The following is a 25988-nucleotide window of genomic DNA, read 5'->3' as shown; positions in this document are numbered from 1 at the left end:
GCCGACGCTCAGTCCATCCGGCGCGGCCCGCCGAGCACCTGCTGTTCGGCCTGCCCCGCCACGGCCCGTACGTACTGGCGCCGCATCCGGGTCGCCCACAGGGTGAGGTCGTCGCCGAGGGTGGGCAGCGCGGCCACGTCCTCCGGCGGCAGCGACAGCACCCGGCCGGTCAGCTCGGCCTCCTGCGGCGAGATCCGCTGCACGCCGACCAGGTCGGCGGCGTTCAGCACCCGGGAGGCGTTCGGGCCCAGGTACGGCAGCAGCGTCAGGGTGGTCTGCCAGGGCGCGGCGGACAGCCGGCTGCGCGGCGGGCGGGCGCCGAGGTCGCGCACCACCAGCACCGGCGAGGCCACCGAGGCGCCCTGCGGCCCGAGCCGGCCGACCTGGTGGATCGTCACGCAGGGCTGCCCGCCGCCGGCCGCCTGGGCCATCGGGCCCCACAGCTGTCCGCGGGCGGTCTCCACCGCGACCCGGGCGCCGATCGCGGCCGCCCGCAGGGCGATGACCTGCGCCGTCCACATGCCGCCGACGAGGACCAGGTCGTACGAGGTCGGGCGGAACAGGCCGAGCACCGCGGGCAGCCCCTGCGGGTCGACGCCGATCACCACGCCGTCGTCGCCGACCGGGAAGGCCAGGGCGGCGAGGTCGGCCGGCTCCAGCACGTGCTTCTCCCGGCGCGGGCCGCGCAGGCCGAAGCCGGGCAGGATCCGCGGCCGGGCCCGGCGCTGCTCGGCGCCGGGCTGCGGGCCGACGGTGGGGTAGGTCTGGTACGCCATCAGGAAGCCCCTCCGAGCGGCAGGGTGGCGAGCATGCCGGGGGCCTGCTCCAGGTCGAGCCGGACGAGGCCGAGCCCGGTGCTCTGGGCCCGGGTCTCCACCTGGCGGCCGACCTGGCCGACCTCGCTCTCGCTGCGGCCGGTCACCCGCAGGTGCCCGCTGACCGTCACCGAGCCGCCGGTGCCGCGCCCGGCGGTCAGGCTGAAGGTGCTGGCGAGGGCCGGGGAGCCGGTGATCAGGTTGACCAGGTCCGGCGCGGCGATCCGGCCGGGGGCGCCGCCGGGGCGGCTCAGCTGCGGCCAGCGGGAGATCCCGTACGTGGTGTGCCAGCGGTCGTCGATCCGCCAGAACCGGTTGCCCTCCTGGGTGCGGCGGGTGGTGCCGCCGCCGCTGCCGGTGCCCTGCCGGCCGGCCACCGCGATCGGGTTGGCGCAGGTGGAGATGGCCAGCGCGGCGATCAGCTCGCGCTCGTCCAGCACGGTCGCGTTGAAGCCGGCGCTGTTGAGCCGGCCGGCCAGCTGGTCGGTGACCCGCTGCAGCGCCTTGCGGGCGCCCTCCTCGCCGCCGCCGCGGGCCCGGACGGCGGTCGCGGCGCGCTCCGGGTCGAGCTTGAGCGCGATCCAGGTCAGCCGCAGCCCGGGGGTGGAGGTGCCGTCCGGCAGCTCGCGGTAGGCGCGGGCGGCCAGCGACTGCTCGGGCAGGTGCGGGGCCGGGGCGGGCTGGGTGTGCTGGACCAGCTGCACCGACTCCAGGGTGATGTCGTCCACCGTGAGCGCCGAGCAGATCACGTCCAGCGGCAGCGGCAGCGCGGTGCGCACGGGGCGCAGCGGCTGGTCCTTGGCCTGGACGAGCAGCACCGAGCTGAGGAAGGTGCCGTCGCCGACCATGCCGGTCTCCCGGCGGACCGGGCGGCCGCCGAACTCGGCCTCGGTGGCGTGGGTGCAGGTGCGCAGCCCCGGTTCGAGCTCCAGCGCCGGCGCCAGCGCCGGGTCGGTGCCGGCCGGCGGCAGCAGCGTCCTGGCCTGCTTGCGGCGGGACCTGAGGGCGGCGCGGACCCGCAGCAGCTCCGGGACGGTGCGGCCGCGCACCGGGACGAGCGCGAGCACGAGCAGCACCAGCGCGACCGCGCCGAATCCGGCCGCGACCGGGCGGCTGATCGTCCAGCCGACGGCGACCAGGGCCGCCGCGACCTCGACCAGGACGAGCTGCTGGAGCTTCAGCCGCCCGCCGAGCAGCCCCGGTCGGGGGTTGACCCGGACCTGGACGGCTTCGCCGCCCCCGCCGCCGGTGGGCTCCGGCCGGGCGGTCCCGGTGCCGGTCTCGGTCGTCGGCGCGCCGCGCTGAGCCCGGCCGGCCCGTCGCGACCTCCCGCCGCCCGCGCTGCGGCGGCGTCCTGGAGCGGTCTGGCTTGGCATCCCCCGGTGGCCCTCTCTGATCCGTTGTCGCGGCCCGGCTGGCTGTGTCGCGGACCGTACCCGTACCGTACTCACCGTCTGCTGCCGCATCGTAGAGGGTTCGCGCCGGTTCGTGCCCGGCGGGTGACCACGGGGACGGTCGGTCTGACAACGCCCGACGACGTCTGACAAGGGGGACGACGAGGTATGGCATCGCGCCGGGACGAGCTGAACGCGTACACCTTCGCCCGCAAGCGCACGGTGGGAGCCTTCCTGCTGCCCGCCGGTGGCGGCAGCGACGAGGACGCGCCGCGTCCGGTGAAGGCGGTGCTGCCGAGTGTGCTGGCCGGGGCGGTGGTCGTGGCCGGGTTCGGGCTCTGGGGGGTCTTCAAGCCGAGCGCGCCGGTGAAGTGGGACGACGGCAAGAACATCATCCAGGGCAAGCAGTCGACCACCCGTTACGTGGTGCTCCTCGACCAGGACAACAAGACCAAGCGGCTGCACCAGGTGCTCAACATGTCCTCGGCGCGGCTGGTGCTGCCCGCGGGCGCCAAGGTCGTGGTGGTGGACGACGGGGTGCTCGACCGGTACCCCAACCACGGGCCGACGATCGGCATCCCGTACGCGCCGGACAAGCTGCCGACCACGGACAACGCGAGCAAGCCGATGAAGTGGGCGGTGTGCGACCGCCCGGGCTCGGACGACAAGCAGGAGACCGTCAACCAGGCGGTGTTCGTGGCGGCCGGCGCGGACGCGGCGGCGCTGGCGGCGAAGGACCGGATGCTCGGGCCGGACCAGCTGATGCTGGTGCAGCAGGCCGACGAGCAGCAGGTCTCGGCCGCGCCGGCGCCGGGTCAGCCGGCCGTCGCGGCCGCGGCGGTGTACCTGGTCGACGCGCAGGGCCGCAAGCACCAGATCGGCACCCCGCAGTCGGACGACAAGGAGCGCAAGGCGCTGATCACCGCGGTGTTCGGGCCCAACGCGGTGCCGCAGCGGGTCAAGCGGGACTGGCTGGAGACCCTGGTGACCGCCACCCCGATCACCTTCCCGCAGGTCGAGGGGGTCGCCGACAGCCAGGGCGCCAACTCAAAGGTGGAGCTGAGCAATCCGGCCGACCGCCGGATCGGCCGCCTGGTGCACTACCAGGACCGCCACTACGTGGTCGGCAGGGACCAGCTCTTCCTGGTCACCCCGTTCCAGGCGGAGCTGATCCGGCAGAACCCGGCGTACCAGATGCTCTACAAGTACGACCAGGACAAGAAGCCGCGCAGCGACGAGATGAACCCGGCCGACAACGCCCAGTGGGGCGGCGACGTCCGGCTGAAGGGCACCGCGCCGGACTGGCCGCTGAAGGCCGGTGCGCCGGTGAACAACTGGCAGGACCGCCAGGACGCGCGGATGGTCGTGTGCAGCACCTACGACGGTGTCGCCGAGGACGGTGCCACGGCCAAGCGGAGCGTGTGGGCCGGGACCACGTACCCCGCGCCGTACAACAACGGCGCCGGGGCCGCGTACGTGACCCCCGGTCACGGACTGTTCTACCGCTCGCTCGACAACTCGGCGGCCGGCTCCGGAACCGACTTCCTGATCACCGAGACCGGGTTGCGCTACTCCGTCCCGTCCAACGGTGACGGCGGTCGGCGGCCCGCCGCCACGCCGCAGCCCGGCCAGAGCGGCACCCCGAAGCCGTCGGCCCCGCAGCCCGGTGCGACGCCGGCCCCCGGGGCGTCCCAGGAGCCCGGTCAGCAGCAGGAGGAACCCGGCGCCAACCAGGCCCGGTTGGGTTACCAGGGCGTCCAGCCGCTGCCGGTCCCGAAGGAGTGGTCGAACCTGGTTCCGGCCGGACCGCCGTTGACGGCGAAGAGCGCCGTCCAGCCGCAGAACGCCTGACGGGCCAAGCGCCGTAACCGAATTGGCACCAGTGTCATGGTCTGGTAACTAGTCGGTGATCGGTGTTGGGCGAGCTGCGTGTGCCGACTACAGTGCTGCTGGACATCACACCGGTGATGTGGCGGCCGGCCCGCAGGGCCGTCCGTGCACGCGAATGTTGTCTCATGGGGGACGGTGGAGCATGGCTCAGGGTCAGTTCACGATGACCGCGCAGGAGATGCTGGCTTTCGCCAAGCAGATCGAAGAGGCCATCGGCAAGATCGAGGCCGAGCGGACCAAGCTGATCAGCACGGTGTCCGGCATCACCAGCGGCTGGCAGGGCCAGGCCGCGACGGCCTACACGAACCTGCAGAACAAGGTCAACGAGGACATCGCGAAGCTCAAGGAGTCGCTGACCGCGATCAAGCACGCGATCGAGCTGACCACCAAGCACTACGCGAGCACCGAAGAGGAGCAGAAGGCGATGTTCTCCTCGGCCCAGGGCTGATCACCGCACCCGCGCTGATCGCCGCACCCGCGCCGACCGCCGTTCTGTCCGATCCACCGCTCTGCGGGGCGCCCGCCGCTGACCGCGCGGCGCTCCGCACCCTCGCCTAGGGAGACAACGTGACCGACCACATCCTCGTCAATTTCCAGACCGTTCACCACGCGGCCGAGGAGGTGCGCGCCTCGGCGGGCCGCATCGACCACCTGCTGAACGACCTCAAGTCCCAGGTCACCCGCATCGCCGCCAGCTGGCAGGGTGCCGCCCAGCAGGGCTACCAGGCCCACCAGGCCCAGTGGGACTCCCGCGCCGCCGACCTCCAGCAGGTCTGCTCGCAGATCGCGACCTCGCTGGACAACGCCGCGCAGAGCTACAAGACGACCGAGGACGCCAACGCCAAGCTCTGGGGCTGACGTTCGGGTTCCTTGAGGAACGACAAGGGGGCGGGTACCCGGATTCCGGGCACCCGCCCCCGACGCGCGGCACGGGTGGACGACATGAGGGGTGGCAGGGTGTCCCGACACGGGTACCGGAAGGCGGCCGCGGCGCTGGCCGCGCTCGCGGTGCTGGGCGGACCGCTCGCCGCCCCGGCGTACGCCGGCGACGGGACCGGGCTGGCCGCGGCCGGCGACTGCCCCAAGAACGCTCCCGACGTGAAGACCGTGCCGTGGTCGCTGCAGCGCCTGCTGCTGAACGAGCTGTGGCAGGACGGGAGGACCACCGGCGCGGGCGTGACGGTCGCGGTCATCGACACCGGGGTGGACGACCGGAACCCGCAGCTGGCCGACGGCAAGGTGATCGAGGGTCCCAACCTGCTGGTCAACCGGGAGACCAAGGAGCCGGTCAAGGGCAGGTCCGTCGAGGACCCGGTCGGCCACGGCACCAAGGTGGCCGGCATCATCGCCGCCCGCGTCAGCAAGCAGACCGGCTTCGTCGGCCTGGCCCCCGACGCCAGGATCCTGGCGATCCGGCAGAACGACAGCGACGGCAACGGCGACGTCTCCACCCTCGCCGTGGCGATCAGGGAGGCGGTCAAGGCCGGCGCCCGGGTCATCAACATCTCCCAGGACGTGCGCGGCGCGGGCGACGCCCGCTTCGGCGGCTACGCGGAGCTGAAGGCCGCCGTCGAGTACGCCGAGGAGAACAAGGCCGTCGTCGTGGCCTCCACCGGGAACGACGGCAAGGAGGGCGACACCTATCCGGGCGCCTTCCCGACCGTGCTGGCCGTCGGCGCCTCCGACCGCAACAACGAGCGCGCGCCGTTCTCCCAGTACGGCGCGTTCGTGAAGGTCGCCGCGCCCGGTGTCGACATGCTGTCCACTGTGCCCGGGAGCGGCCAGTGCGTGGACAACGGCACCAGCTTCGCCGCCCCGTACGTCTCCGGGCTCGCCGCGCTGCTGGTCGGCGCCCATCCGGACTGGAAGGCGGCCCAGGTGCGGGCCTGGATCGAGCAGACCGCGCAGCGCACCCAGCGGGACCCGGACACCTTCATCGGCTGGGGCGTGGTGGACCCGGTCAAGGCCGTCACCAAGGCCCCCGTCGACGCGCCCCTCGCGCCCACCCCGGACGCCCCGGTGCAGCTCGCCGCCGCGCCGATCGTGCCGCGCCCGGTGGGCCTCGGCGAGACCCAGGCCGACCGCGACGGCCGCACCGCGACGTACGTCGTCGGCATCGGCGCGTTGCTGGTCGCCCTGCTGATCGGCGGCGGCGTGGTGCTGCGCGACCACCGGCGCAAGTCCGCCGGCTGACCCGCGGGCCCGACACCCGGCCGACGCCCGGCCGACGTCCGGTCCACGGTGCGTCGCCCGTCGCCCGTCGCCCGTCCGGAGACCGTTCGGCGTTCGCCCGTCGTCCGCCCGGCGGAGACCGGCTCACCCGGGGATCCGCTGGAACCCTGTAACACCGCCGCCCGCCCGCCGCATCGATGAGGTGTCAGGGTGGGCGGACCGCGGGGGAGCAGGGCGCATGAGGTGGAACGGGGCGGGCCGGGAGGCCAAGGACGCGGAGTTCCTGGAACTCGTCTCCGGCCGGACCGGCCACCTGTACCGGTCGGCCTGCCTGCTCACCAGCGGCGACACCCACTACGCCGAGGACCTCGTCCAGGAGGCCCTCAGCCGGATGTACGTGCTGTGGCGGCGCAGCGCCTTCACGGGCCGCGGCCGGATCGACAACCCGGCGGCCTACACCCACACCGTCATGGTGCGCACCTTCCTCGCCCAGCAGCGCCGCCGCTCCAGCGGCGAGCGCCCCAGCGACGCCCTGCCGGAGCCGGAGGGGCGGGAGTCCGACAGCACCCTGCGGCTGACCCTCCTCGACGCGCTCGGCCGGATGCCGCCCAAGGACCGCGCGGTCCTGGTGCTGCGCTACTGGGAGGACCGCAGCGTCGAGGAGACCGCCGAGGCCATGCGGGTCTCCTCCGGCGCCGTCCGCACCCGCACCACCCGGGCCCTGGCCCGGCTGCGCACCCTGCTCGGCGACTCGCTGACCGAGCTCGCCGCCCGCTGAGGCCGGCGCGCCGCCCCGCCCGTACGGCACTTCCCGCAACCCCCGACGCAAGGAGACGGTGAACACCCATGTCCGAACCGGACAAGTTCGAGGACGATCTTCTCTATGCCCTCACTCGTACGGGCGAGGGCTTCCGCACCGAGCAGACCGCACAGGCGGACCTGGCCGCGGGCGGCTACCGGCGCGGCCGGAGCCGCTGGCGCCGCCGCTCGGCCGCCGCGGTGGTGGGCGGCGCGGCCGCGCTGGCCCTGGTGGGCACCGGAGCGGTGTACCTGAGCGCGCCGGGGGCGAAGGACACGGGCACGGTGCGCGCGGCCTCCGCCCCGGCGGCGGCCGGCGGTGGCGGCAGCCCCGCGGCCACGCCGACGGCGGCGCGGTCCTCGGCCCCGACCGCGGCCGTGGTCACCGGCGAGGAGGTCCTGGCGACCTTCCGGGCCCTGCTCCCCAAGGGCGAGATCACCGAGGCCAGGGGCCGCGGCACCGACGACGAGCGGATGAACGGCACCTTCGCCGGGGCGGACCTGGTCTTCGACGACGGCCAGGGCAAGTCGCTGATCCAGATCGGCGTCCAGAAGCACCGGCCCCGGCAGGCGCAGGCCCCCGGCTGCCCGCCGGACCCGAAGCTCGCCCGGGTCGACTCCTGTGCCGTCACCACGCTGCCGGACGGCTCCGAGCTCCTGCTGCAGCAGGGCCACGAGTACCCGGACGGCCGGGCCGACACCAAGGAGTGGCACGCCACGCTGAACGGCCCGGACGGCCGGAGCATCTCCCTGAGCGAGTGGAACGCGCCCCAGGAGAAGGGCGCGCCGGACAGCCGCCCCAACCCGCCGCTCACCCTCGACCAGCTGAGGGTGGTCGTCACCGACAGGTCCTGGGACCGGGTCGTCGCGGCGGTCGGGTTCGACGGCGTCGACGTCGAAGCGGTCGACCCCGGCCTGTCCCTGGCGGACCGGGAGGCCGCCCTGGCACGGCTGCTGCCCCCGGGGGTGACGGTGACCGGCCGCACCGGCGGTCCGCTGGCGGCCACCTTCCAGCTGGCCCGGGGCGGGACCACCGGCTCGGTGGTGCTGCGGGTGGAGAACTGGGCGAAGTCCGGGGACAACCCGGCTGAGCGGGCGTTCAAGGACGCGGTCACCCTGCCGGACGGGAGCCGGGTGCTCACCAGCGGCACCGGCGGCACCGGCGGCGCCCCGGACGGCAAGGGCAAGCCGCCGGTGGTGAACGTCCTGCGCCCCGACGGCATGGCGGTCATGGTCTCCCAGGGCCCGGGTGAGCAGCTGCTCACCCCGGACCAGCTGAGGGCGATCGCCGCCGACCCGGTCTGGAAGACGGCGAAGTAGCAGGCGCACATGGCGGTGCCCCGGGCTGGGGAGGCCCGGGGCACCGCTGTGTGGGGGAGGTGTGGGGGAGGGTGGGGGTCAGTCCTGCTGGTCCTCGGGGAGGCTGATCACCCAGTGGGTGTCCTGCCGGGGGCGCAGGTAGAACAGCCAGTAGAGGGTGCCGGCGGCGGTGATGCCGCCGGTCCACAGCAGGGGCTCGGTGTCCAGCTGGGTGATCACGTAGACCAGGACGGCGATCAGCACGACCGGGACGGCGGGCCACAGCGGCATCCGCCAGGCGGCGGCGTGCTTGTGGTGGGCGCGGCGGGAGAGCAGCGCGGCGATCGCGACCAGCAGGTACATCCCGGTGACGGCGACGCCGGTGATGTTGCTCAGCAGCTCGCCCTTGACGAAGCAGAGCGCGGCGCCGGGCAGGCCGACCGCCAGGGTGGCGACCCACGGTGAGCCGAACCGGCCGAGGGTGCCGAAGGCCTTGTTGACCGGCTCCGGCCAGGCCTTGTCACGGGCGGAGGCGAACAGCACCCGGGAGTTCTGGATGACCATGACGATGCCGGCGTTGATGATGGCCAGCGCGACGCAGAGGCTGATGAAGGTGCCGACCGCGGAGTTGCTCCAGGCGGTGACCATGCCGGAGATGTCGCCGGAGGCCAGGGTCTGGAGGTCGGGGGCGCCCATCGTGATGGCGACGACCGGGACCAGGATGACGGCGGAGGAGATGCCGAGCGTCCACAGCACGGTGCGCGAGACGGTGCGGCGGGGGTTCTCCAGCTCCTCGGAGAGGTAGACGGCGGTGGAGAAGCCCTGGGTGATGAACAGGGCGATGCCGAGCGCGCCGACGATGGCGCCCACGCTCACCGTGGTGGTGGTGCCGCCGTCCCCGGCGACCACGCCGTGCAGCAGGCTGGGGGCGTCGCTGTTGGCGTGGGCGAAGCCGAGCACCGACACCACGCCGGCCGCGACCACCTCCAGGACCAGGAAGACGCCGGTGATCCAGGCGTTGGCGCGCAGGTCGAGCAGGCCGGCCAGGGTGGCGGCCAGCATCACGGCGGCGCCGGTCATGGCCTTGTCCAGGTGCAGGACGGGGGCGAGGTAGTCGGCGGTGCCGAGGGCGATGACCGAGGGGACGATCATCACCACGATCAGCGAGAGCACGAAGACGAGCCAGCCCATCAGCCGTCCGGCGAGGGTGCCGACCATCGCGTACTCGCCGCCGGCGCTGGGGATCAGGGTGCCGAGCTCGGAGTAGCAGAACGCGACCGCGACGCAGAGCACGGTGCCGATCGCGATGGCCAGGGCGGTGGCGCTGCCGATGCTGGAGAACAGCTCCGGCACGATCACGAAGAGCGTCGAGGCGGGGGTGACGCAGGACAGCGTGAGCAGGGTGCCGCCCACCACGCCGATCGAGCGCTTGAGCTGTTGGGACGCGGCCGCCTCGGCCGCCGGGGCGGCTACGTTCTGTGGCGGACGAAGCGTGTCGGTCATGTGGCTTCCGATCGGCTCTGTGCGGTGCTGGAGTGGGAGCGGTATCGCCTCCGCTGGCTGGTTGCTCGGTGTCCGGTTCCAGTCGCTCCCGGGCCGCAATGGAACCGTGGGCGTATTGATCGAGTCAACGCCGGAAGTGCTTCGGAATCCGTTGCGGAAAACCGCATAAGCATGCGATCCGATGATCACGTTCGGTCATTGCGAGCTTTGTCCGACTTGTTACCTGGGCCACATGGCGAATGAATCGAAGGTGAACAAACGGGAAGGGTCGGGGATTCAAAGGTGGTGCTCCAGGTGGACGGTGACACGCCAGGCGCCCCCGAAACGCCCGAGAACTCCCTGGCCGGGTACGGGAACCGCAGCCCCCGTCCGGAAAGATCTAGGTAACGTTTCGGAACCTGGGACGCCGAAGGGGTCGGACTCCGTGAGTCCGACCCCTTCGACCACCGTCCGTGACGGCCGGCGCGGTCACGCCACCGGCAGCCAGCCCGTCTGGACCATCTGCCCGCTGGTCACGCGGCGTGACACGAAGATCCCCCGGCCCGGCGGCAGCGCCTGCGGCTTGACCGCTCCCAGCAGCGCGCCCTCGTCCCGGTTGCCGGAGAGGATCACGCCCTGGCCGCCGAGCTCGCGCATCCGCTGCAGCACCGGCTCGTACAGCGAGCGGCCGGCGCCGCCCGCGCTGCGGGCCACGATCACCCGCAGGCCGATGTCGCGGGCGAACGGCAGGAACTCGGCCAGCGGGGCCAGCGGATTGCCCGAGCTCGTCGAGACCAGCTCGTAGTCGTCGACGATCACGAACATGTCCTTGCCGCTGTACCAGCTGCGGTTGCGCAGCTGCTCGGCGGTCACGTCCGGGCCCGGCAGACGGCGCGAGCAGGCGCCGCGCAGCATGTCGACGATGGCCGCCATGGCCGGCTGCGCGGCCGCGTACTCCACCAGGTACTCCGGCGGCACGGTGCCGAGCAGCGCGCGCCGGTAGTCGCCGACCACGATGCCCGCCTGGTCCGGGGTGTAGCGCTCGGTGATCTGCTTGATCAGCATCCGCAGCACCGCCGACTTCCCGGACTCGGTGTCGCCGAAGACGATGAACAGCGGGTCGGTCTCGAAGTTGACGAAGACCGGTGCCAGCTCCGCCTCGTCCACGCCGAAGGCGACGCCGCGCTCGGGGTGCTCGAAGCCCTTCGGCAGCGAGTGGCCGTCCAGGACGGCCGGCAGCATCCGGACCTGCGGGGCGCGCGGGCCGCTCCAGGCCCCGTCGATGGCGCTGACCAGGCCGGCCACGCCGTTCTGGAGGTCGTCCACCGTGGAGGAGCCGTCCAGCCGGGGCAGGCCGGACAGGAAGTGCAGCCGCTCCGGGGTGATGCCGCGCCCGGCCAGCGGCGGGACGTTCTGCGCCACCCGGCGGTCGACCTCGGACTCCATCGCGTCACCGAGCTTCAGCTCGGTCCGGTTCTGCAGCAGGTCCTTCAGCGCCGGGCGCACCTCGGCGTACCGGGCCGCGGTGATGACCAGGTGCACGCCGTAGCCGAGGCCGCGCTGGGCGATGTCGCCGATGACCGGCTCCAGGCCCTCGAACTCCTGCTTGAAGGTGTTCCAGCCGTCGATCACCAGGAAGACGTCGCCGAAGGCCTCGTCCGGCAGCTGGCCGGCCGCCCGGCGGGCCCGGTAGGTGGCGATGGTGTCGATCCCGGCGACCCGGAACAGCTCCTCGCGCCGGTTGAGCACGCCGTGCACCTCGGAGACCATCCGGCGGACCTTGTCCACGTCCAGGCGCCCGGCCACCCCGCCGACGTGCGGCAGCCCGGCCAGCGACTGGAAGCTGCCCGCACCGAAGTCGAGCAGGTAGAACTGCACCTCCAGCGGGGTGTGGGTGAGGCCGAACGAGGCCACCGTGGTGCGCACCACGGTCGACTTGCCGGAGCGCGGGCCGCCCACGATCAGGCCGTGGCCGGCCGCCCCCGCGTAGTCGACCTCCAGGATGTCCGTCTTCTGCTCGCGCGGCTTGTCCACGATGCCGATCGGCACCCGCAGCCGGCCCGCCGGGTAGCCGGGCGCGGTCAGCCCGCGCTCCGGCACGACCTGCAGCGGCGGCAGCAGGTGGTCCATGGTCGGCGCCTCCTCCAGCGGCGGCAGCCACACCTGGTGCGCGGCCGGGCCCTGGCCGGACATCCGCTGGACGAACACGTCCAGCACGGTGTCCACCAGCGCGTCGTCCTGCTCCGGGGCCTGCGGCGCGACCTCCTCCTCCACCGGGTCCGGCAGGTCCACGAAGGCCGCGGTGAACTCCACCGGGCGCGCGTTGACCCGTCGCCCGCCGGTCGACCGCTGCTGCCCCGGCGCCCGGTAGGGCCCCGAGACGTAGGCGGCCTTGAACCGGTCCATCACGTCCTCGCCGAACTTGAGGTAGCCGACACCCGGCACCGGCGGCAGGTGGTAGGCGTCCGGCACGCCGATCGCGGCCCGGGACTCCGCGGCCGAGAAGGTGCGCAGACCGATCCGGTACGACAGGTAGGTGTCCAGGCCGCGCAGCTTGCCCTCCTCCAGGCGCTGCGAGGCCAGCAACAGGTGAACGCCCAGCGAACGGCCGATCCGGCCGATCTGGATGAACATCTCGATGAAGTCGGGCTTGGCGGTGAGGAGCTCGGAGAACTCGTCGATGATCAGCACCAGCGACGGCAGCGGGTCCAGCGCCGCGCCGGCCGCCCGGGCCCGCTCGTACTCGTGGATGTTGGCGTAGTTGCCCGCCGAGCGCAGCAGCTCCTGGCGGCGGTGCAGCTCGCCCTCGATCGCGTCGCGCATGCGGTCGACCAGGGTGAGCTCGCCCTCCAGGTTGGTGATCACCGCGGAGGTGTGCGGCATGTCCGCCATGCCGGAGAAGGTCGCGCCGCCCTTGAAGTCGGCGAGGACGAAGTTCAGGATCTCCGAGGAGTGGGTCATCGCCAGCGCCAGCACCAGCGTGCGCAGCAGCTCCGACTTGCCGGAACCGGTCGCGCCCACGCACAGGCCGTGCGGGCCCATGCCCTCCAGCGCGGCCTCCTTGATGTCCAGGTAGACGTGCTCGCCGTTGGCGCCGACGCCGATCGGCACCCGCATCCGCTCGTGCTGGGCGCGCGGGCGCCAGCTGCGGGCCACGTCGAAGGAGCCCGGGTCGCCCGAGCCCATCATGTCGGTGAAGTCGAGGTTGGACAGCAGCGGTTCGTCGTCGCCGCCGGCCGAGATCCGGTACGGCGCCAACTGCCGCGCCAGCGCCTCGGACTGCCACACCGAGAGCAGGTCCGGCTTGCCGGTGTACGTCGCGCCGGAGGCCGAGCGCAGCACCAGCTCCTCGGCGCCGACCGTGATCATCAGGTGCCCGCTGGGCTCGTCGACCTCCCCCGGGACCACCTCGATGACCGTCACGCCCTGCACGCCCTCCGGGCTCGCCAGCAGCGAGTCGTGGGGCACCCCGGCGCCGTCCATGACGACCACCAGGTGCGGCTGGTCGGCCGGCGGGGCCACCTCCCGCACGAAGCGCTGGCGGCCGGCCAGTTCGTCCTGGAGCAGGTACTCCAGGTCGCCCAGGTCGCTCGCGAACAGCCGGCGCGAGCCCGCGCCGTCGGCCTCCTTGCGGTGCTGGTTGTGCGGGAGCCACTTGGTCCACTCCCACTCCTCGGCCGCACCGGGCGCGGCCGCGACCGCCACCATCAGGTCGTCCGGCGAGTGCAGGGTGGTCAGCTGGGCGATCATCGCGCGCACGTTCCCGTACACCGAGTCCGGGTCCCCGCACACCGTGATGTGGTAGAAGGCCCGCAGCGAGACCGCCAGCGGCAGGTCCTGGAGGGTGCCGTGCGCCTTCAGGAAGGAGTGCATCGCGGCCGCCGACAGCGGCTCCAGCTCGTCCATCGGCGCGGTCTGCGGCGCCACCAGCGGCGTGGACAGCTGCACCGGCCCGAGGCCCACCCGGATCTGGGCGAAGTCGCCGTCCCCGGTGCGCCGTTCCCACAGCCGCCGGCCGTCCTCGACGATCGACCAGAGCTGGTCCGGCGCCGGGTTCAGGAACAGCAGCGCACCGCGCTGGCGCTCGGCCGTGCGGCGCACCTGGCGGCGGGTCTGCTGGAGGTACTTCAGGTAGTCGCGCCGCTCGTCGGCCATCGCGGTCGAACCGCCCTTGCGGGCCCGGACGATCTGCGCCAGCGCCATGCCGAGCGTCGAGGCGATCATCAGACCGCCCATGATCTTCATCGGCGCCGCGGCGCCCGGCGAGAAGAAGAAGACCGCCGAGCCGCCCATGCCCATCATGGGCAGGAGGCTCATCAGCCAGTCCTCGCCGCCCTGCCGGGGCAGTTCGGGCGGGCTCACCAGCTCCACCGGTTCGTCCGGCACGGTGGGCGGGTACGCCCTGGCCGGTCGCTTGACCGTGATCACACCCATGTGTCATCCACCCCGTGGCGTCGATCGATCACTTCGGCATCAGCCCTCTGCGATATGCGTACGGTCCGTACGGGAATCCGGTGGCTGAGGACGCCCCACCCAGCGCAGCCCCCGTACCTTTGCGCAGGCGCCGATCCTAACGGTCGCTCCCGCACCGCCTGCCAGGGCCCGGTACGCACCGGCACCGGACACGAACCGAACGGGTAGGGTAACGCCGCGCCAACTCGCGGCCCGGTCGGGCCGGTTCCACAGCAACACCGAGCGCCGCCGTGCCTCGGCACCGTCAACAAGGGGGAGCGCCAAGTGCGTCGAAGGATCGAGGTGGGGGCCCTCATGGGCGAGCGCTGCGAGGTGGGCGCATGAGCGCCGCCGCGACGGGCTACTGCCGGGTGACCGTCGTCGCCCCGGACCGCCGGATCGACGTCGCCCTGCCCGAGGACGTCCCGCTCGCGGACGTCTATCCCGAGGTGCTGCGGCTGGCCAACCAGAGCCAGCCCGACGGTACCCCCACCGGCTTCCACCTGGTCCGCCGCGACGGCACGGTGCTCGACAGCGGGCTGCCGCTGGCCGCCCAGCAGGTCCGCGACGGCGACCTGCTGGCGCTGCGCCCCTTCGCCGAGTCGCTGCCGCCGGCCGTCTACGACGACGTCGCCGACGCGATCGCCAGCGCCGTCGAGGCCGACCGCCGGTTCTGGACCGCCGAGCTGATGCGCGGCTTCGGCCTGATCGGCGCCGGGGTGCTGCTCACCCTGCTCGGCTTCGCGCTCTGGTTCTCCGACCTGCGCCACGACATGCACGGCCTGCCGGGCGTCCTGGCCGGCGTCACCGCCGTCGTGCTGACCGCGCTCGCCGGGGTGCGCGCCCGGGTCTACCAGGACGCCCACGCGGCCGTCGCGCTCGGCCTCGGCGCGCTGCCGCACGCCATGATCGGCGGCAGCGGCCTGATCGCCGTCGCCCACCCGTGGGACGGCCCCGGCCGGCTCCAGTTCCTGGCCGGCTGCGTCGCCGTCCTGGTGGTCGCCGTGCTGCTGGCCGGCCTGCTGCCGGAGCGGGACGCGGTGTTCGTCGCCGCCGCCCTGGTCTCCACCGCCGGCGCGCTCGCCACCTTCGCGGCCGTCCTGCTGCCGGAGACCCCGGCCGGGCACATCGCCGCCGTCACCGGGGTCGCCGCCGTCGCCGTGATCGGCTTCCTGCCCAGCCTCTCCGCCCGCTTCGCCCGGCTGCCGGTCGGCTTCAGCGCCCCCGGCCAGACCCGCACCCGCAGCCGCGACTACGACGAGGAGGCCGAGCGCGCCGAGGCCGTCCAGTACGAGAAGATCGCGCACCAGGCCCGCCGCGGCCACGAGGTGCTGGTCGGCCTGGTCGGCGGCTGCGCCGCGGTCGTGGTCGGCGCCTGCGCCGTCCTCGGCTTCACCGACGAGACCTTCCCCGAGCTGCTCGCGCTCGCCCTGGGCCTGACCACCATGCTGCGCGCCCGGCTGTTCCGCTACACCGCGCAGGTGCTCAGCCTCACCGTGGCCGGCCTGCTCGGCCTGAGCCTGCTGATCGTCGGGCTCTCCCTGCACACCCCGCAGTTCTTCCTGCGGGCGGCCGGCTCCACCACCGAGCTCGACCTGCGGACGATCTGGCTGACCGGCTCGATCGCCTTCGGCGCCGCGCTGCTCACCGCGATCGCCCTGGTGGTGCCGCGGCTCGGGGTCTCCCCGTTCTGGGGGCGCATCCTGGACCTGGTGGACAGCCTCACCCTGATCTCGCTGGTCCCGCTGGCGCTCGCCGTGCTGGACATCTACCGGCTGGTCCGCGGCGCCACCAGCTGACCCGGACGGCCCGCCCCCGTGCCGCCCGCCCGGCCCGCCGAACGGCCGGGTGGGCGGCACTGGTACGCTTGGCCTCCGAGCGCAGCCGTCTGTCCGCCGCCCCTCCGTGGGCCGCGGAGTGCGGGCCGCGCTCGCGACACCGAGTTCTCGATGAGTCCTGTGTTGTCGACCAGGACCGCTCGGTAGACCCCGAAGGAGTTGCAGTGGCTCTCGCCTCTGACGTCAAGAAGCAGATCATCGCCGAGTTCGGCCAGAAGGAGGGCGACACCGGCTCCCCCGAGGTCCAGGTGGCCATGCTCTCCCGTCGCATCTCGGACCTGACCGAGCACCTCAAGGCCCACAAGCACGACCACCACTCGCGTCGTGGCCTGCTGATCCTGGTCGGCCAGCGCCGTCGCCTGCTCCAGTACCTGGCCAAGAAGGACATCGAGCGCTTCCGTACGCTCGTCGACCGCCTGGGCATCCGCCGCGGTGCCGCCGGCGGCGCCCGCTAAGACCGCCGCTCGGGGCGGCTCCCCACACCGGGGAGCCGCCCCTCGCGCGTATGCCGCGGTGGTTGAACCGCGGCGCCCGGAGATAACAACTCGCGCGCACCTCCCCAGGTGGCCGAGGATTGCACCGTAGGGTTGTGGGCATGCCGGGTGATGGCGCACCAGCGCGCCACCCGGGCAGCAGGACCCGAACCCCCCGCGGGACGAAGGCTTCAAACGGAAGCCGCCCGCATCCGAGAGAGCGTCCAGACGCGGACCGCCCTTCCCGGACCGGCAGCCGTGAGGCGCCGGTCCTCGGTAGTGGCCGTCGGAACCCCCGCAGACCGAGCGGGGCATTCCGGAGGCTTCGATCGAAGACCGGCCCGACTGCCGCCCTCCCCGAGGAGGGCCCGGGGCCCACCGCAGCAGTGCGCGGGGACGCTCTCCCGGAGAACGTACGAAAGAGGAGATCTTCCAGGTGGAAGAGAACGTGTTCTACGCCGAGGCCGTGATCGACAACGGTTCCTTCGGCACCCGTACCATCCGCTTCGAGACCGGCCGCCTGGCCCGTCAGGCCGCCGGCTCCGCCGTGGCCTACCTGGACGACGACACCATGGTGCTGTCGGCCACCAGCGCGTCCAAGCAGCCGAAGGAGCACTTCGACTTCTTCCCGCTGACCGTGGACGTCGAGGAGCGGATGTACGCCGCGGGCCGCATCCCCGGCTCGTTCTTCCGTCGCGAGGGCCGGCCGTCCGAGGACGCGATCCTCACCTGCCGCCTGATCGACCGCCCGCTGCGCCCGTCCTTCGTCAAGGGCCTGCGCAACGAGGTCCAGGTCGTCGTCACCGTGATGGCGCTCAACCCCGACCACCTGTACGACGTGGTCGCCATCAACGCCGCCTCCGCCTCCACCCAGCTGGCGGGCCTGCCGTTCTCCGGCCCGATCGGCGGCGTGCGCGTCGCGCTGATCAACGGCCAGTGGGTCGCCTTCCCGACCCACAGCGAGCTGGAGTCGGCCGTCTTCGACATGGTCGTCGCCGGTCGCGTCCTGCCGGACGGCGACGTCGCGATCATGATGGTCGAGGCCGAGGCCACCGACAAGACCGTCAAGCTGGTCGAGGGCGGCGCCGAGGCGCCGACCGAGGAGGTCGTCGCCTCCGGCCTGGAGGCCGCGAAGCCGTTCATCAAGGTCCTGTGCGCCGCGCAGTCCCAGCTGGCCGCCCAGGCCGCCAAGCCGACCGGCGAGTTCCCGGTCTTCCTGGACTACCAGGACGACGTCCTCGCCGCGCTGACCGCCGCCGTCAAGGACGAGCTCGCCCAGGCCCTGACCATCGCGGGCAAGCAGGAGCGCAACAACGAGCTGGACCGCGTCAAGGCGCTGGCCGCCGAGAAGCTGCTGCCCGAGTTCGAGGGCCGCGAGAAGGAGATCAGCGCCGCCTACAACGCGCTGACCAAGAAGATCGTCCGCGAGCGCGTCATCACGGACAAGGTCCGCATCGACGGCCGCGGCGTCACCGACATCCGCACCCTGGCCGCCGAGGTCGAGGCCATCCCGCGGGTGCACGGCTCGGCCCTGTTCGAGCGCGGCGAGACCCAGATCCTGGGCGTCACCACGCTGAACATGCTGCGCATGGAGCAGCAGCTGGACACGCTCTCCCCGGAGACGCGCCGCCGCTACATGCACAACTACAACTTCCCGCCGTACTCCGTCGGTGAGACCGGCCGCGTGGGCTCGCCCAAGCGCCGCGAGATCGGCCACGGCGCGCTGGCCGAGCGGGCGATCCTGCCCGTGCTGCCGACCCGCGAGGAGTTCCCCTACGCCATCCGCCAGGTCTCCGAGGCGCTGAGCTCCAACGGCTCCACCTCGATGGGCTCGGTCTGCGCCTCGACCATGTCGCTGCTGAACGCCGGTGTGCCGCTGAAGGCCGCCGTCGCCGGCATCGCCATGGGCCTGATCTCCCAGGAGATCGACGGCGAGACCCACTACGTCACGCTGACCGACATCCTCGGCGCCGAGGACGCGTACGGCGACATGGACTTCAAGGTCGCCGGTACCCGCAACTTCATCACCGCCCTCCAGCTGGACACCAAGCTGAACGGCATTCCGGCGTCGGTGCTCGCCGCCGCGCTGAAGCAGGCCAAGGACGCCCGCCTGCACATCCTCGACGTGATGAACGAGGCCATCGACTCGCCCGACGAGATGTCCCCGAACGCGCCGCGCATCATCACCATCAAGATCCCGGTGGACAAGATCGGTGAGGTCATCGGCCCCAAGGGCAAGATGATCAACCAGATCCAGGAGGACACCGGCGCCGAGATCACGATCGAGGACGACGGCACCATCTACATCGGTGCCGCCGACGGCCCGGCCGCCGAGGCCGCCCGCACCACGATCAACCAGATCGCCAACCCGACCATGCCGGAGGTCGGCGAGCGCTACCTGGGCACCGTGGTCAAGACCACGACGTTCGGCGCGTTCGTGTCGCTGATGCCGGGCAAGGACGGCCTGCTGCACATCTCGCAGATCCGCAAGCTGGCCGGCGGCAAGCGCGTGGAGAACGTCGAGGACGTCCTCGGCGTCGGCGCCAAGGTCCAGGTCGAGATCGCCGAGATCGACCCCCGCGGCAAGCTCTCCCTGATCCCGGTCATCGAGGGCGAGGAGGGCGGCGAGGCCGCTTCCGAGTGAAGCGCCGCTAGCTGACCCCCGCGGCCCGTACGCCTCCCGGCGTGCGGGCCGCACCCCGTTGTCCACGCGTTCGTCCGCACGTGCCCCCCGCGCGTGCGTTCCCTCTGGAGGTACCCCCCGTGGCGCAGGCCCCGGCGGTAAAGCAGCGTCCCGGCACCACCCGGACCCTGCTCAAGGGCGTCGACGGCGCCGGCACGGTGCGCCGCACCGTGCTCCCCGGCGGCCTTCGGGTCGTCACCGAAACCCTGCCGACGGTGCGCTCCGCGACCTTCGGCATCTGGGTCGGCGTCGGCTCGCGGGACGAGACCCCGCAGCTCAACGGCGCCACCCACTACCTGGAGCACCTGCTCTTCAAGGGCACCGAGCGGCGCAGCGCGCTGGACATCTCGGCCGCCCTGGACGCGGTCGGCGGCGAGATGAACGCCTTCACCGCGAAGGAGAACACCTGCTACTACGCCCGGGTCCTGGACACCGACCTGCCGCTGGCCATCGACGTGGTCTGCGACATGCTCACCGGTTCGCTGATCCGCCCCGAGGACGTGGAGGCCGAGCGCGGCGTCATCCTCGAGGAGATGGCGATGGCCGAGGACGACCCGGGCGACGTGGTGCACGACCTGTTCGCCAAGGTGATCTTCGGCAGCGGCCCGCTCGGCCGCCCGATCCTCGGCACCCAGGAGACCATCAGGACGCTCACCCGGGACCAGATCGCCGGCTTCTACCGCCGCCGCTACCGGCCCGAGCACCTGGTCGTCGCCGCGGCCGGCAACCTCGACCACCGGAAGGTGGTCAAGCAGGTCGAGCAGGCCTTCGCGCCGGTGCTGGCGGCCTCCACCGCCGCCCCCGCCGAGGCCCGCCGCGGCGTGAAGGCGCTGCGCACGGCCGGCCGGGTCGAGGTGCTCAACCGCTCCACCGAGCAGGCCCACCTGGTGCTGGGCGTGCCCGGCGTGCCGCGGCACGACGAGCGCCGCTGGGCGATGGGCGTGCTCAACGCGGCCCTCGGCGGCGGGATGAGCTCCCGGCTGTTCCAGGAGGTCCGCGAGAAGCGCGGCCTGGCGTACTCGGTCTACTCGTACTCCTCGTCCTACGCGGACAGCGGCCTGTTCGGCATCTACGCCGGCTGCCAGCCCAAGCGGGTCGAGGAGGTGCTGCGGATCTGCCGCGCCGAGCTGGCCAAGGTGGTCGAGGAGGGCATCACCGAGGAGGAGCTGCAGCGGGCGATCGGCCAGATCTCCGGCTCCACCGTGCTCGGCATGGAGGACACCGGCTCGCTGATGAACCGGATCGGCAAGGCCGAGCTGAGCTACGGGCACCACCTGTCGGTGGACGACATGCTGGAGCGGATCGCGTCGGTGACCCTGGAGGACGTCCACGCGGTGGCCCGTGATGTGCTGGGCGCGTACCGGCCGTCGCTCGCCCTGATCGGCCCGGTCAACGACAAGCGGGCCGCCAAGCTCGCCGATCTGCTGGACTGATCCGCCGGTTTTTGGGTGAGAGGAATTTTGCTATGACGCTGCGTGTCGCCGTGATCGGCGCCAGGGGACGGATCGGCTCCGAGGCGGTCAAGGCCGTCGAGGCCGCGCCGGACCTGGAGCTGGTCGCCACCCTCGGCCGCGGGTCCGAGCCGCGGGAGCTGACCGAGGCCGGGGCGCAGGTCGCGGTCGAGCTGACCCACCCGGACTCGGTGATGGGGAACCTGGACTACTGCCTGCACCACGGCATCCACGTGGTCACCGGCACCACCGGTTGGACGGACGAGCGGCTCGCCACCGTCCGCGGCTGGCTGGACGAGGCCCCGGAGCTCGGCCTGCTGATCGCGCCGAACTTCTCCATCGGCGCCATCCTCGGCATGAAGTTCTCGCAGGTCGCCGCCCGGTACTTCGAGTCGGTCGAGGTGGTCGAGCTGCACCACGACCGCAAGGCGGACGCCCCCAGCGGCACCGCCACCCGCACCGCCCAGCTGATCGCCGCGGCCCGGGCCGAGGCCGGCCGCCCGCCGCAGCAGGACCCGACCACCCACAGCCTGCCCGGCGCGCGCGGCGCCGACGTGGACGGGGTGCCGGTGCACGCGGTGCGGCTGCGCGGCCTGCTCGCCCACCAGCAGGTGATGTTCGGCGACACCGGCGAGACGCTCACCATCCGGCACGACTCGCTGCACCACAGCAGCTTCATGCCGGGCATCCTGCTGGGCGTGCGCAAGGTGGTCGGCACGCCGGGGCTGACCTTCGGCCTCGAACACTTCCTGGACCTGTGACCGTGTCGATCCCCAGGAGCGCGTCATGACCTCCCGTACCGGATTCTTCGTCCTGTCCGGCGTGCTGCTGCTGGTCGCCCTGGTCTGCGTGGGCGAGGGCGTCCAGCTGATCGCGACCGGCAAGCCGCTCGGCATCGGCATCGGGGTCTGCGCCTTCGTGATCCCGGTGATCGGCGTCTGGTTCCTGCGCCAGACCGTCCGCTTCGGCCGGGACAGCGAGCGGTTGGCCCGCGAACTGGAGGCCGAGGGCGGCCTGCCGGTGGACGAGCTGAAGCGCAGCAAGGGCGGGCGGATCGACCGGGCCTCGGCCGACGCGGTGTTCGCCCGCCGCCAGGCCGAGGCACAGGACGCGCCGGGCGACTGGCGGGTCTGGTTCTGCCTCGCCGTGGCCTACGCCGACGCCGGCGACACCCCGCGCGCCCGCAAGACCATGCAGCACGCCATCAGGCTGCACAGCACCGAACCCGCAAGGAGTAACGCGTGAGCGACGAACCGACGGCCCCCAGCTTCCGCAGCGACGTGACGGTGGAGCTGGTCCGCAGCGCCGCCGCCGACTCGGACGTCATCTGGGCGGCCCGGGTCTCGACCGCGGGCGAGCAGTCCCTGGAGGCCCTCCAGCAGGACCCGGAGAAGTCCAAGGGCCTGATCAACTTCCTGATGCGCGACCGGCACGGCACGCCCTTCGAGCACAACTCGATGACCTTCTTCATCAGCGCGCCGATCTTCGTGTTCCGGGAGTTCCACCGGCACCGCAGCGGCTGGTCGTACAACGAGGAGTCCGGCCGCTACCGCGAGCTCCAGCCGGTCTTCTACGTCCCGGGCGAGGAGCGCAAGCTGGTCCAGCAGGGCCGCCCCGGCAAGTACGAGTTCCACGAGGGCACGCCCGAGCAGCACCGGACCACCACCGGGGCGATGGAGGCCGCGTACCGCGAGTCCTACGCCCGCTACCAGGAGATGCTGGCCGCCGGGGTGGCCCGCGAGGTGGCCCGCGCGGTGCTGCCGGTGGGCCTGTTCTCCTCGATGTACGCGACCTGCAACTCGCGCTCGCTGATGCACTTCCTGTCGCTGCGCACCCGGCGGGAGAACTCGGCGGTGCCGTCCTTCCCGCAGCGCGAGATCGAGATGGTCGCCGAGCAGATGGAGGAGCAGTGGGCCCGGCTCATGCCGCTCACCCATGCGGCCTTCGAGAAGCACGGCCGAGTCGCCCCCTGACCTGGGACGACAGGCATATGGGCAGAGTGTCTGGCATGTCTGGATTGCGGCTTTTCTAGCCGCTCCCTACATTCGTGAACACGGATTCCGGTGCTGCCCGAACCCCCGAGCGGGCAGCACCGGGATCCCACGTCCGCGCCACCGACGCGCTACACCTGTCCGAACACCGGACCGGCATGGGTAACGCCCCACCGCCTACGAGTAGCTTTGGACGCATGGCTCCGACCTCCACCCCCCAGACGCCGTTCGGCCGGGTCCTGACCGCGATGGTCACCCCGTTCACCGCCGACGGCGCGCTCGACCTCGACGGCGCCCAGCGCCTCGCCACGCACCTCGTGGACTCCGGCAACGACGGCCTCGTCGTCAACGGCACCACCGGTGAGTCCCCGACCACCAGCGACGCCGAGAAGGCCCAGCTGGTCCGCGCCGTGGTCGAGGCGGTCGGGGACCGCGCCCACGTGGTGGCCGGCGTCGGGACCAACGACACCCACCACAGCGTCGAGCTGGCCCGGCAGGCGGAGGCCGCCGGAGCGCACGGCCTGCTGGTGGTCACGCCGTACTACAGCAAGCCCCCGCAGGAGGGCCTGTACCGGCACAACGTCGCCGTCGCCGACGCGACCGGGCTGCCGGTCATGCTGTACGACATCCCGGGCCGCAGCGGGGTCGCGCTGAGCCACGAGACGCTGGTCCGCCTCGGCGAGCACCCGCGGATCGTCGCCAACAAGGACGCCAAGGGCGACCTCGGCGCCGCGGCCTGGGCGATCGCCCGCGCCGACCTCGCCTGGTACTCCGGCGACGACATCCTCAACCTGCCGCTGCTGTCCGTCGGGGCCGTCGGCGTGGTCAGTGTCGTCGGGCACGTGGTGGCGGCGGACCTGCGGGCGATGATCGAGGCCTTCCTGGCGGGTGATGTGGTCAAGGCCACGAGCATCCACCAGCGCCTGCTGCCGGTGTTCAGCGGTATGTTCCGCACCCAGGGCGTGATCCTGAGCAAGGCGGCACTGGAGCTCCAGGGACTGCCGGCCGGCCCGCTGCGGCTGCCGCTGGTGGGAGCGACGCCCGAGGAGATCGGGCGACTGAGGCAGGATCTCGCCTCCGGCGGGGTACACCTCTAACAGACACGGACGTGCGCGCCCCGGCTCGCCGGATCCTCCCAGGGTCCGCCGCTGGACCGGATCGAAGGCGCGAGAGCACAGACCCAGTAGGAAAACGACACTGAGTACGCACGCCATATGTCTCCAGGGGGAGGACCCCGGGCATATGGCGTGCGTCGTGAGGAGAGTCTTTTGAGCCACCCGCACCCCGAGCTCGGCGCGCCCCCGGCACTGAAGGAGGGCGCCCTCCGCATCACTCCGCTCGGCGGCCTCGGCGAGATCGGCCGCAACATGACGGTCCTCGAGTACGGCGACCGCATCCTGATCATCGACTGCGGCGTCCTCTTCCCCGAGGACGAGCAGCCCGGCGTGGACCTGATCCTCCCGGATTTCAGCTACATCCGGGACCGCCTCGACAAGGTCGACGGCATCGTCCTCACCCACGGGCACGAGGACCACATCGGCGCCGTCCCGTTCCTGCTGCGGGAGAACCCGGACATCCCGCTGATCGGCTCCAAGCTGACCCTGGCGCTGATCGAGGCCAAGCTCGCCGAGCACCGCATCCGGCCGTACGTCCTGGAGGTCAAGGAGGGGGAGCGCGAGCGCATCGGCCCCTTCGACTGCGAGTTCATCGCGGTCAACCACTCCATCCCGGACGCCCTGGCCGTGGCGGTCCGAACCCCCGCCGGCATGGTCGTGGCCACCGGCGACTTCAAGATGGACCAGCTGCCGCTGGACGGCCGCCTGACCGACCTGCCGACCTTCGCCAAGCTGGCGGAGGAGGGCATGGACCTGCTGCTGGTGGACTCCACCAACGCCGAGGTCCCCGGCTTCATCCCGCACGAGCGGGACATCTCGGCGGCGCTGCGGAACGTCTTCGCGAACGCCGACCGGCGGATCATCGTGGCCTCGTTCGCGAGCCACGTGCACCGCATCCAGCAGGTGCTGGACGCCGCCCACGAGTACGGCCGGAAGGTCGCCTTCGTCGGCCGCTCGATGGTCCGCAACATGGGCATCGCCCGCGACCTCGGGTATCTGAAGGTCCCCGGCAACATGGTCGTGGACGTCAAGCAGCTGGACGACCTGCCGGACAAGGAGGTCGTGCTGATCTGCACCGGTTCGCAGGGCGAGCCGATGGCGGCGCTGTCCCGGATGGCCAACCGCGACCACCAGATCCGCATCGTCGAGGGCGACACCGTCGTCCTGGCCTCCTCGCTCATCCCGGGCAACGAGAACGCCGTCTACCGGGTGATCAACGGCCTGACCCGCTGGGGCGCCAAGGTCGTGCACAAGGGCAACGCCAAGGTGCACGTCTCCGGCCACGCCTCGGCCGGCGAGCTGCTGTACTTCTTCAACATCTGCAAGCCGCGCAACCTGATGCCGGTCCACGGCGAGTGGCGCCACCTGCGCGCGGCCGCCGAGCTGGGCGTCGCCACCGGGGTGCCGCGCAACCGCGTGGTCATCGCCGAGGACGGCGTCTGCGTCGACCTGGAGGGCGGCGTCGCCCGGATCGTCGGCAAGGTGCAGGCCGGGTACGTCTACGTGGACGGCTCCTCGGTCGGCGACATCAGCGAGGCCTCGCTCAAGGACCGCAGGATCCTCGGCGAGGAGGGCTTCATCTCGGTCTTCGTCGCGGTCGACTCCGCCAACGGCAAGATCGTCGGCGGTCCGACCATCCAGGCCCGTGGCTCCGGCATCGACGACCACGCGTTCGCCCCGGTGGTCGCCAGGCTCCAGGAGGCACTGGACCGCTCGGCGAGCGACGGCGTGCTGGACCCCCGTCAGGTGCAGCAGCTGGTCCGCCGGACCATCGGCAAGTGGGTCGCGGACAACTACCGCCGCCGGCCGATGATCCTGCCGGTCGTGGTCGAGGTCTGACGCTCGCCCGAGACCGGCTGAGGCCGGTTTGACGTGGGGCGACCCGGTGCGTAGTGTTCTCCGGGTTGCCCCACGGGACGGCCCCTCGGAAACGGGCTCGAATCCGAATTCGAGAACGACCGGGGAAAACGGACCGAAGAACTCTGCTAGAGTTCGGGAGCGCCGAAAGGCGAAAGTAAATCGGATGAATTGAAACTCCGGAAAACGGAGCGGAAAACGTCTGATAAGCTGGAAACACGAAAGAACGAAGCCCGGAGGGCCTGCTGGAAGGCGGCTCGAAGGAAGCGTCCGTTCCT

19 protein-coding genes are annotated in these 25988 nt (G+C 72.2%); 15 read left to right on the top strand and 4 right to left on the bottom strand.

Annotated elements, in window-relative coordinates; all coding sequences use genetic code 11:
• Positions 1-8 precede the first annotated feature (8 nt).
• Both ACZ5GH_RS12825 and eccE read right to left on the bottom strand, forming a co-directional pair.
• On the bottom strand, positions 9-776 hold the full coding sequence (locus tag ACZ5GH_RS12825) for a hypothetical protein (RefSeq protein ID WP_401118605.1): 768 nt from the start codon (positions 774-776) through the stop codon (positions 9-11).
• On the bottom strand, positions 776-2191 hold the full coding sequence (eccE, locus tag ACZ5GH_RS12820) for a type VII secretion protein EccE (protein WP_464334306.1): 1416 nt from the start codon (positions 2189-2191) through the stop codon (positions 776-778). The genes ACZ5GH_RS12825 and eccE overlap by 1 nt, the downstream gene beginning before the upstream one ends.
• 186 nt (positions 2192-2377) lie before the next feature.
• On the opposite strand from eccE, the gene ACZ5GH_RS12815 reads away from it, so the two are divergent.
• From ACZ5GH_RS12815 to ACZ5GH_RS12790, 6 genes are all read left to right on the top strand, one after another.
• Positions 2378-4060, top strand: a complete 1683-nt coding sequence (locus tag ACZ5GH_RS12815; RefSeq protein WP_387760283.1) for a type VII secretion protein EccB — start codon at positions 2378-2380, stop codon at positions 4058-4060.
• Positions 4061-4241: 181 nt separating this feature from the next.
• The gene (locus ACZ5GH_RS12810) at positions 4242-4547 is read left to right on the top strand and encodes a WXG100 family type VII secretion target (RefSeq protein WP_387760285.1); all 306 of its coding nucleotides are present in this window, start codon (positions 4242-4244) and stop codon (positions 4545-4547) included.
• A 119-nt stretch (positions 4548-4666) separates the two neighbouring features.
• Entirely contained in the window at positions 4667-4957 is a 291-nt protein-coding gene (locus ACZ5GH_RS12805; RefSeq protein WP_387760287.1) for a WXG100 family type VII secretion target, read from the top strand.
• An 84-nt stretch (positions 4958-5041) separates the two neighbouring features.
• Entirely contained in the window at positions 5042-6292 is a 1251-nt protein-coding gene (mycP, locus tag ACZ5GH_RS12800) for a type VII secretion-associated serine protease mycosin (protein WP_387760288.1), read from the top strand.
• 217 nt (positions 6293-6509) lie between these two features.
• Positions 6510-7049 (top strand): SigE family RNA polymerase sigma factor, encoded by a 540-nt coding sequence (locus ACZ5GH_RS12795; RefSeq protein ID WP_464334305.1) that lies wholly within the window; start codon positions 6510-6512, stop codon positions 7047-7049.
• 68 nt (positions 7050-7117) lie between these two features.
• Positions 7118-8389, top strand: coding sequence for a hypothetical protein (locus tag ACZ5GH_RS12790; protein ID WP_387760291.1), 1272 nt, complete (start codon positions 7118-7120; stop codon positions 8387-8389).
• Positions 8390-8467: 78 nt separating this feature from the next.
• On the opposite strand, the gene ACZ5GH_RS12785 is transcribed toward ACZ5GH_RS12790, so the two are convergent.
• Positions 8468-9871, bottom strand: coding sequence for an APC family permease (locus ACZ5GH_RS12785; protein WP_387760293.1), 1404 nt, complete (start codon positions 9869-9871; stop codon positions 8468-8470).
• A 468-nt stretch (positions 9872-10339) separates the two neighbouring features.
• Entirely contained in the window at positions 10340-14284 is a 3945-nt protein-coding gene (eccCa, locus tag ACZ5GH_RS12780; protein ID WP_387760294.1) for a type VII secretion protein EccCa, read from the bottom strand.
• Between the two features lie 359 nt (positions 14285-14643).
• Here eccCa and eccD point away from each other — a divergent pair, with 359 nt between their 5' ends.
• The 9 genes from eccD (at position 14644) to ACZ5GH_RS12735 (ending at position 25692) form a co-directional block, all read left to right on the top strand.
• Entirely contained in the window at positions 14644-16101 is a 1458-nt protein-coding gene (gene eccD / locus ACZ5GH_RS12775; protein WP_464334304.1) for a type VII secretion integral membrane protein EccD, read from the top strand.
• A gap of 203 nt (positions 16102-16304) precedes the next feature.
• A complete protein-coding gene (gene rpsO / locus ACZ5GH_RS12770) occupies positions 16305-16595 on the top strand; it encodes a 30S ribosomal protein S15 (RefSeq protein ID WP_148645116.1) in 291 nt (96 codons plus the stop codon).
• Between the two features lie 454 nt (positions 16596-17049).
• A complete protein-coding gene (locus tag ACZ5GH_RS12765) occupies positions 17050-19257 on the top strand; it encodes a polyribonucleotide nucleotidyltransferase (protein ID WP_387760298.1) in 2208 nt (735 codons plus the stop codon).
• Positions 19258-19376: 119 nt separating this feature from the next.
• Entirely contained in the window at positions 19377-20729 is a 1353-nt protein-coding gene (locus tag ACZ5GH_RS12760) for a M16 family metallopeptidase (protein ID WP_464334303.1), read from the top strand.
• A gap of 32 nt (positions 20730-20761) precedes the next feature.
• Complete coding sequence (dapB, locus tag ACZ5GH_RS12755; protein WP_387760302.1) at positions 20762-21508, top strand: 4-hydroxy-tetrahydrodipicolinate reductase; 747 nt, start codon at positions 20762-20764, stop codon at positions 21506-21508.
• Between the two features lie 25 nt (positions 21509-21533).
• The gene (locus ACZ5GH_RS12750) at positions 21534-21992 is read left to right on the top strand and encodes a tetratricopeptide repeat protein (RefSeq protein ID WP_464334302.1); all 459 of its coding nucleotides are present in this window, start codon (positions 21534-21536) and stop codon (positions 21990-21992) included.
• Entirely contained in the window at positions 21989-22720 is a 732-nt protein-coding gene (gene thyX / locus ACZ5GH_RS12745) for an FAD-dependent thymidylate synthase (RefSeq protein WP_387760304.1), read from the top strand. The genes ACZ5GH_RS12750 and thyX overlap by 4 nt, the downstream gene beginning before the upstream one ends.
• Positions 22721-22935: 215 nt before the next feature.
• Positions 22936-23835: a 4-hydroxy-tetrahydrodipicolinate synthase gene (gene dapA, locus ACZ5GH_RS12740; protein WP_387760306.1), complete on the top strand. Its 900-nt coding sequence runs from the start codon at positions 22936-22938 to the stop codon at positions 23833-23835.
• A gap of 171 nt (positions 23836-24006) precedes the next feature.
• Positions 24007-25692 (top strand): ribonuclease J, encoded by a 1686-nt coding sequence (locus ACZ5GH_RS12735; RefSeq protein ID WP_387760308.1) that lies wholly within the window; start codon positions 24007-24009, stop codon positions 25690-25692.
• Positions 25693-25988 lie beyond the last annotated feature (296 nt).

Source organism: Kitasatospora sp. Xyl93, assembly GCF_055383135.1.
Note: the sequence above shows the minus strand (reverse complement) of the source record. Positions and strands in the feature narration are given on the sequence as shown.

What these genes read in the sequence shown, in the direction of transcription:
- ACZ5GH_RS12825 (WP_401118605.1), bottom strand. Translation starts at nt 776, where the DNA reads ATGGCGTACCAGACCTACCCCACCGTCGGCCCGCAGCCCGGCGCCGAG.
- eccE (WP_464334306.1), bottom strand. Translation starts at nt 2,191, where the DNA reads ATGCCAAGCCAGACCGCTCCAGGACGCCGCCGCAGCGCGGGCGGCGGG.
- ACZ5GH_RS12815 (WP_387760283.1), top strand. Translation starts at nt 2,378, where the DNA reads ATGGCATCGCGCCGGGACGAGCTGAACGCGTACACCTTCGCCCGCAAG.
- ACZ5GH_RS12810 (WP_387760285.1), top strand. Translation starts at nt 4,242, where the DNA reads ATGGCTCAGGGTCAGTTCACGATGACCGCGCAGGAGATGCTGGCTTTC.
- mycP (WP_387760288.1), top strand. Translation starts at nt 5,042, where the DNA reads ATGAGGGGTGGCAGGGTGTCCCGACACGGGTACCGGAAGGCGGCCGCG.
- ACZ5GH_RS12795 (WP_464334305.1), top strand. Translation starts at nt 6,510, where the DNA reads ATGAGGTGGAACGGGGCGGGCCGGGAGGCCAAGGACGCGGAGTTCCTG.
- ACZ5GH_RS12790 (WP_387760291.1), top strand. Translation starts at nt 7,118, where the DNA reads ATGTCCGAACCGGACAAGTTCGAGGACGATCTTCTCTATGCCCTCACT.
- ACZ5GH_RS12785 (WP_387760293.1), bottom strand. Translation starts at nt 9,871, where the DNA reads ATGACCGACACGCTTCGTCCGCCACAGAACGTAGCCGCCCCGGCGGCC.
- eccCa (WP_387760294.1), bottom strand. Translation starts at nt 14,284, where the DNA reads ATGGGTGTGATCACGGTCAAGCGACCGGCCAGGGCGTACCCGCCCACC.
- eccD (WP_464334304.1), top strand. Translation starts at nt 14,644, where the DNA reads ATGAGCGCCGCCGCGACGGGCTACTGCCGGGTGACCGTCGTCGCCCCG.
- dapB (WP_387760302.1), top strand. Translation starts at nt 20,762, where the DNA reads ATGACGCTGCGTGTCGCCGTGATCGGCGCCAGGGGACGGATCGGCTCC.
- ACZ5GH_RS12750 (WP_464334302.1), top strand. Translation starts at nt 21,534, where the DNA reads ATGACCTCCCGTACCGGATTCTTCGTCCTGTCCGGCGTGCTGCTGCTG.
- dapA (WP_387760306.1), top strand. Translation starts at nt 22,936, where the DNA reads ATGGCTCCGACCTCCACCCCCCAGACGCCGTTCGGCCGGGTCCTGACC.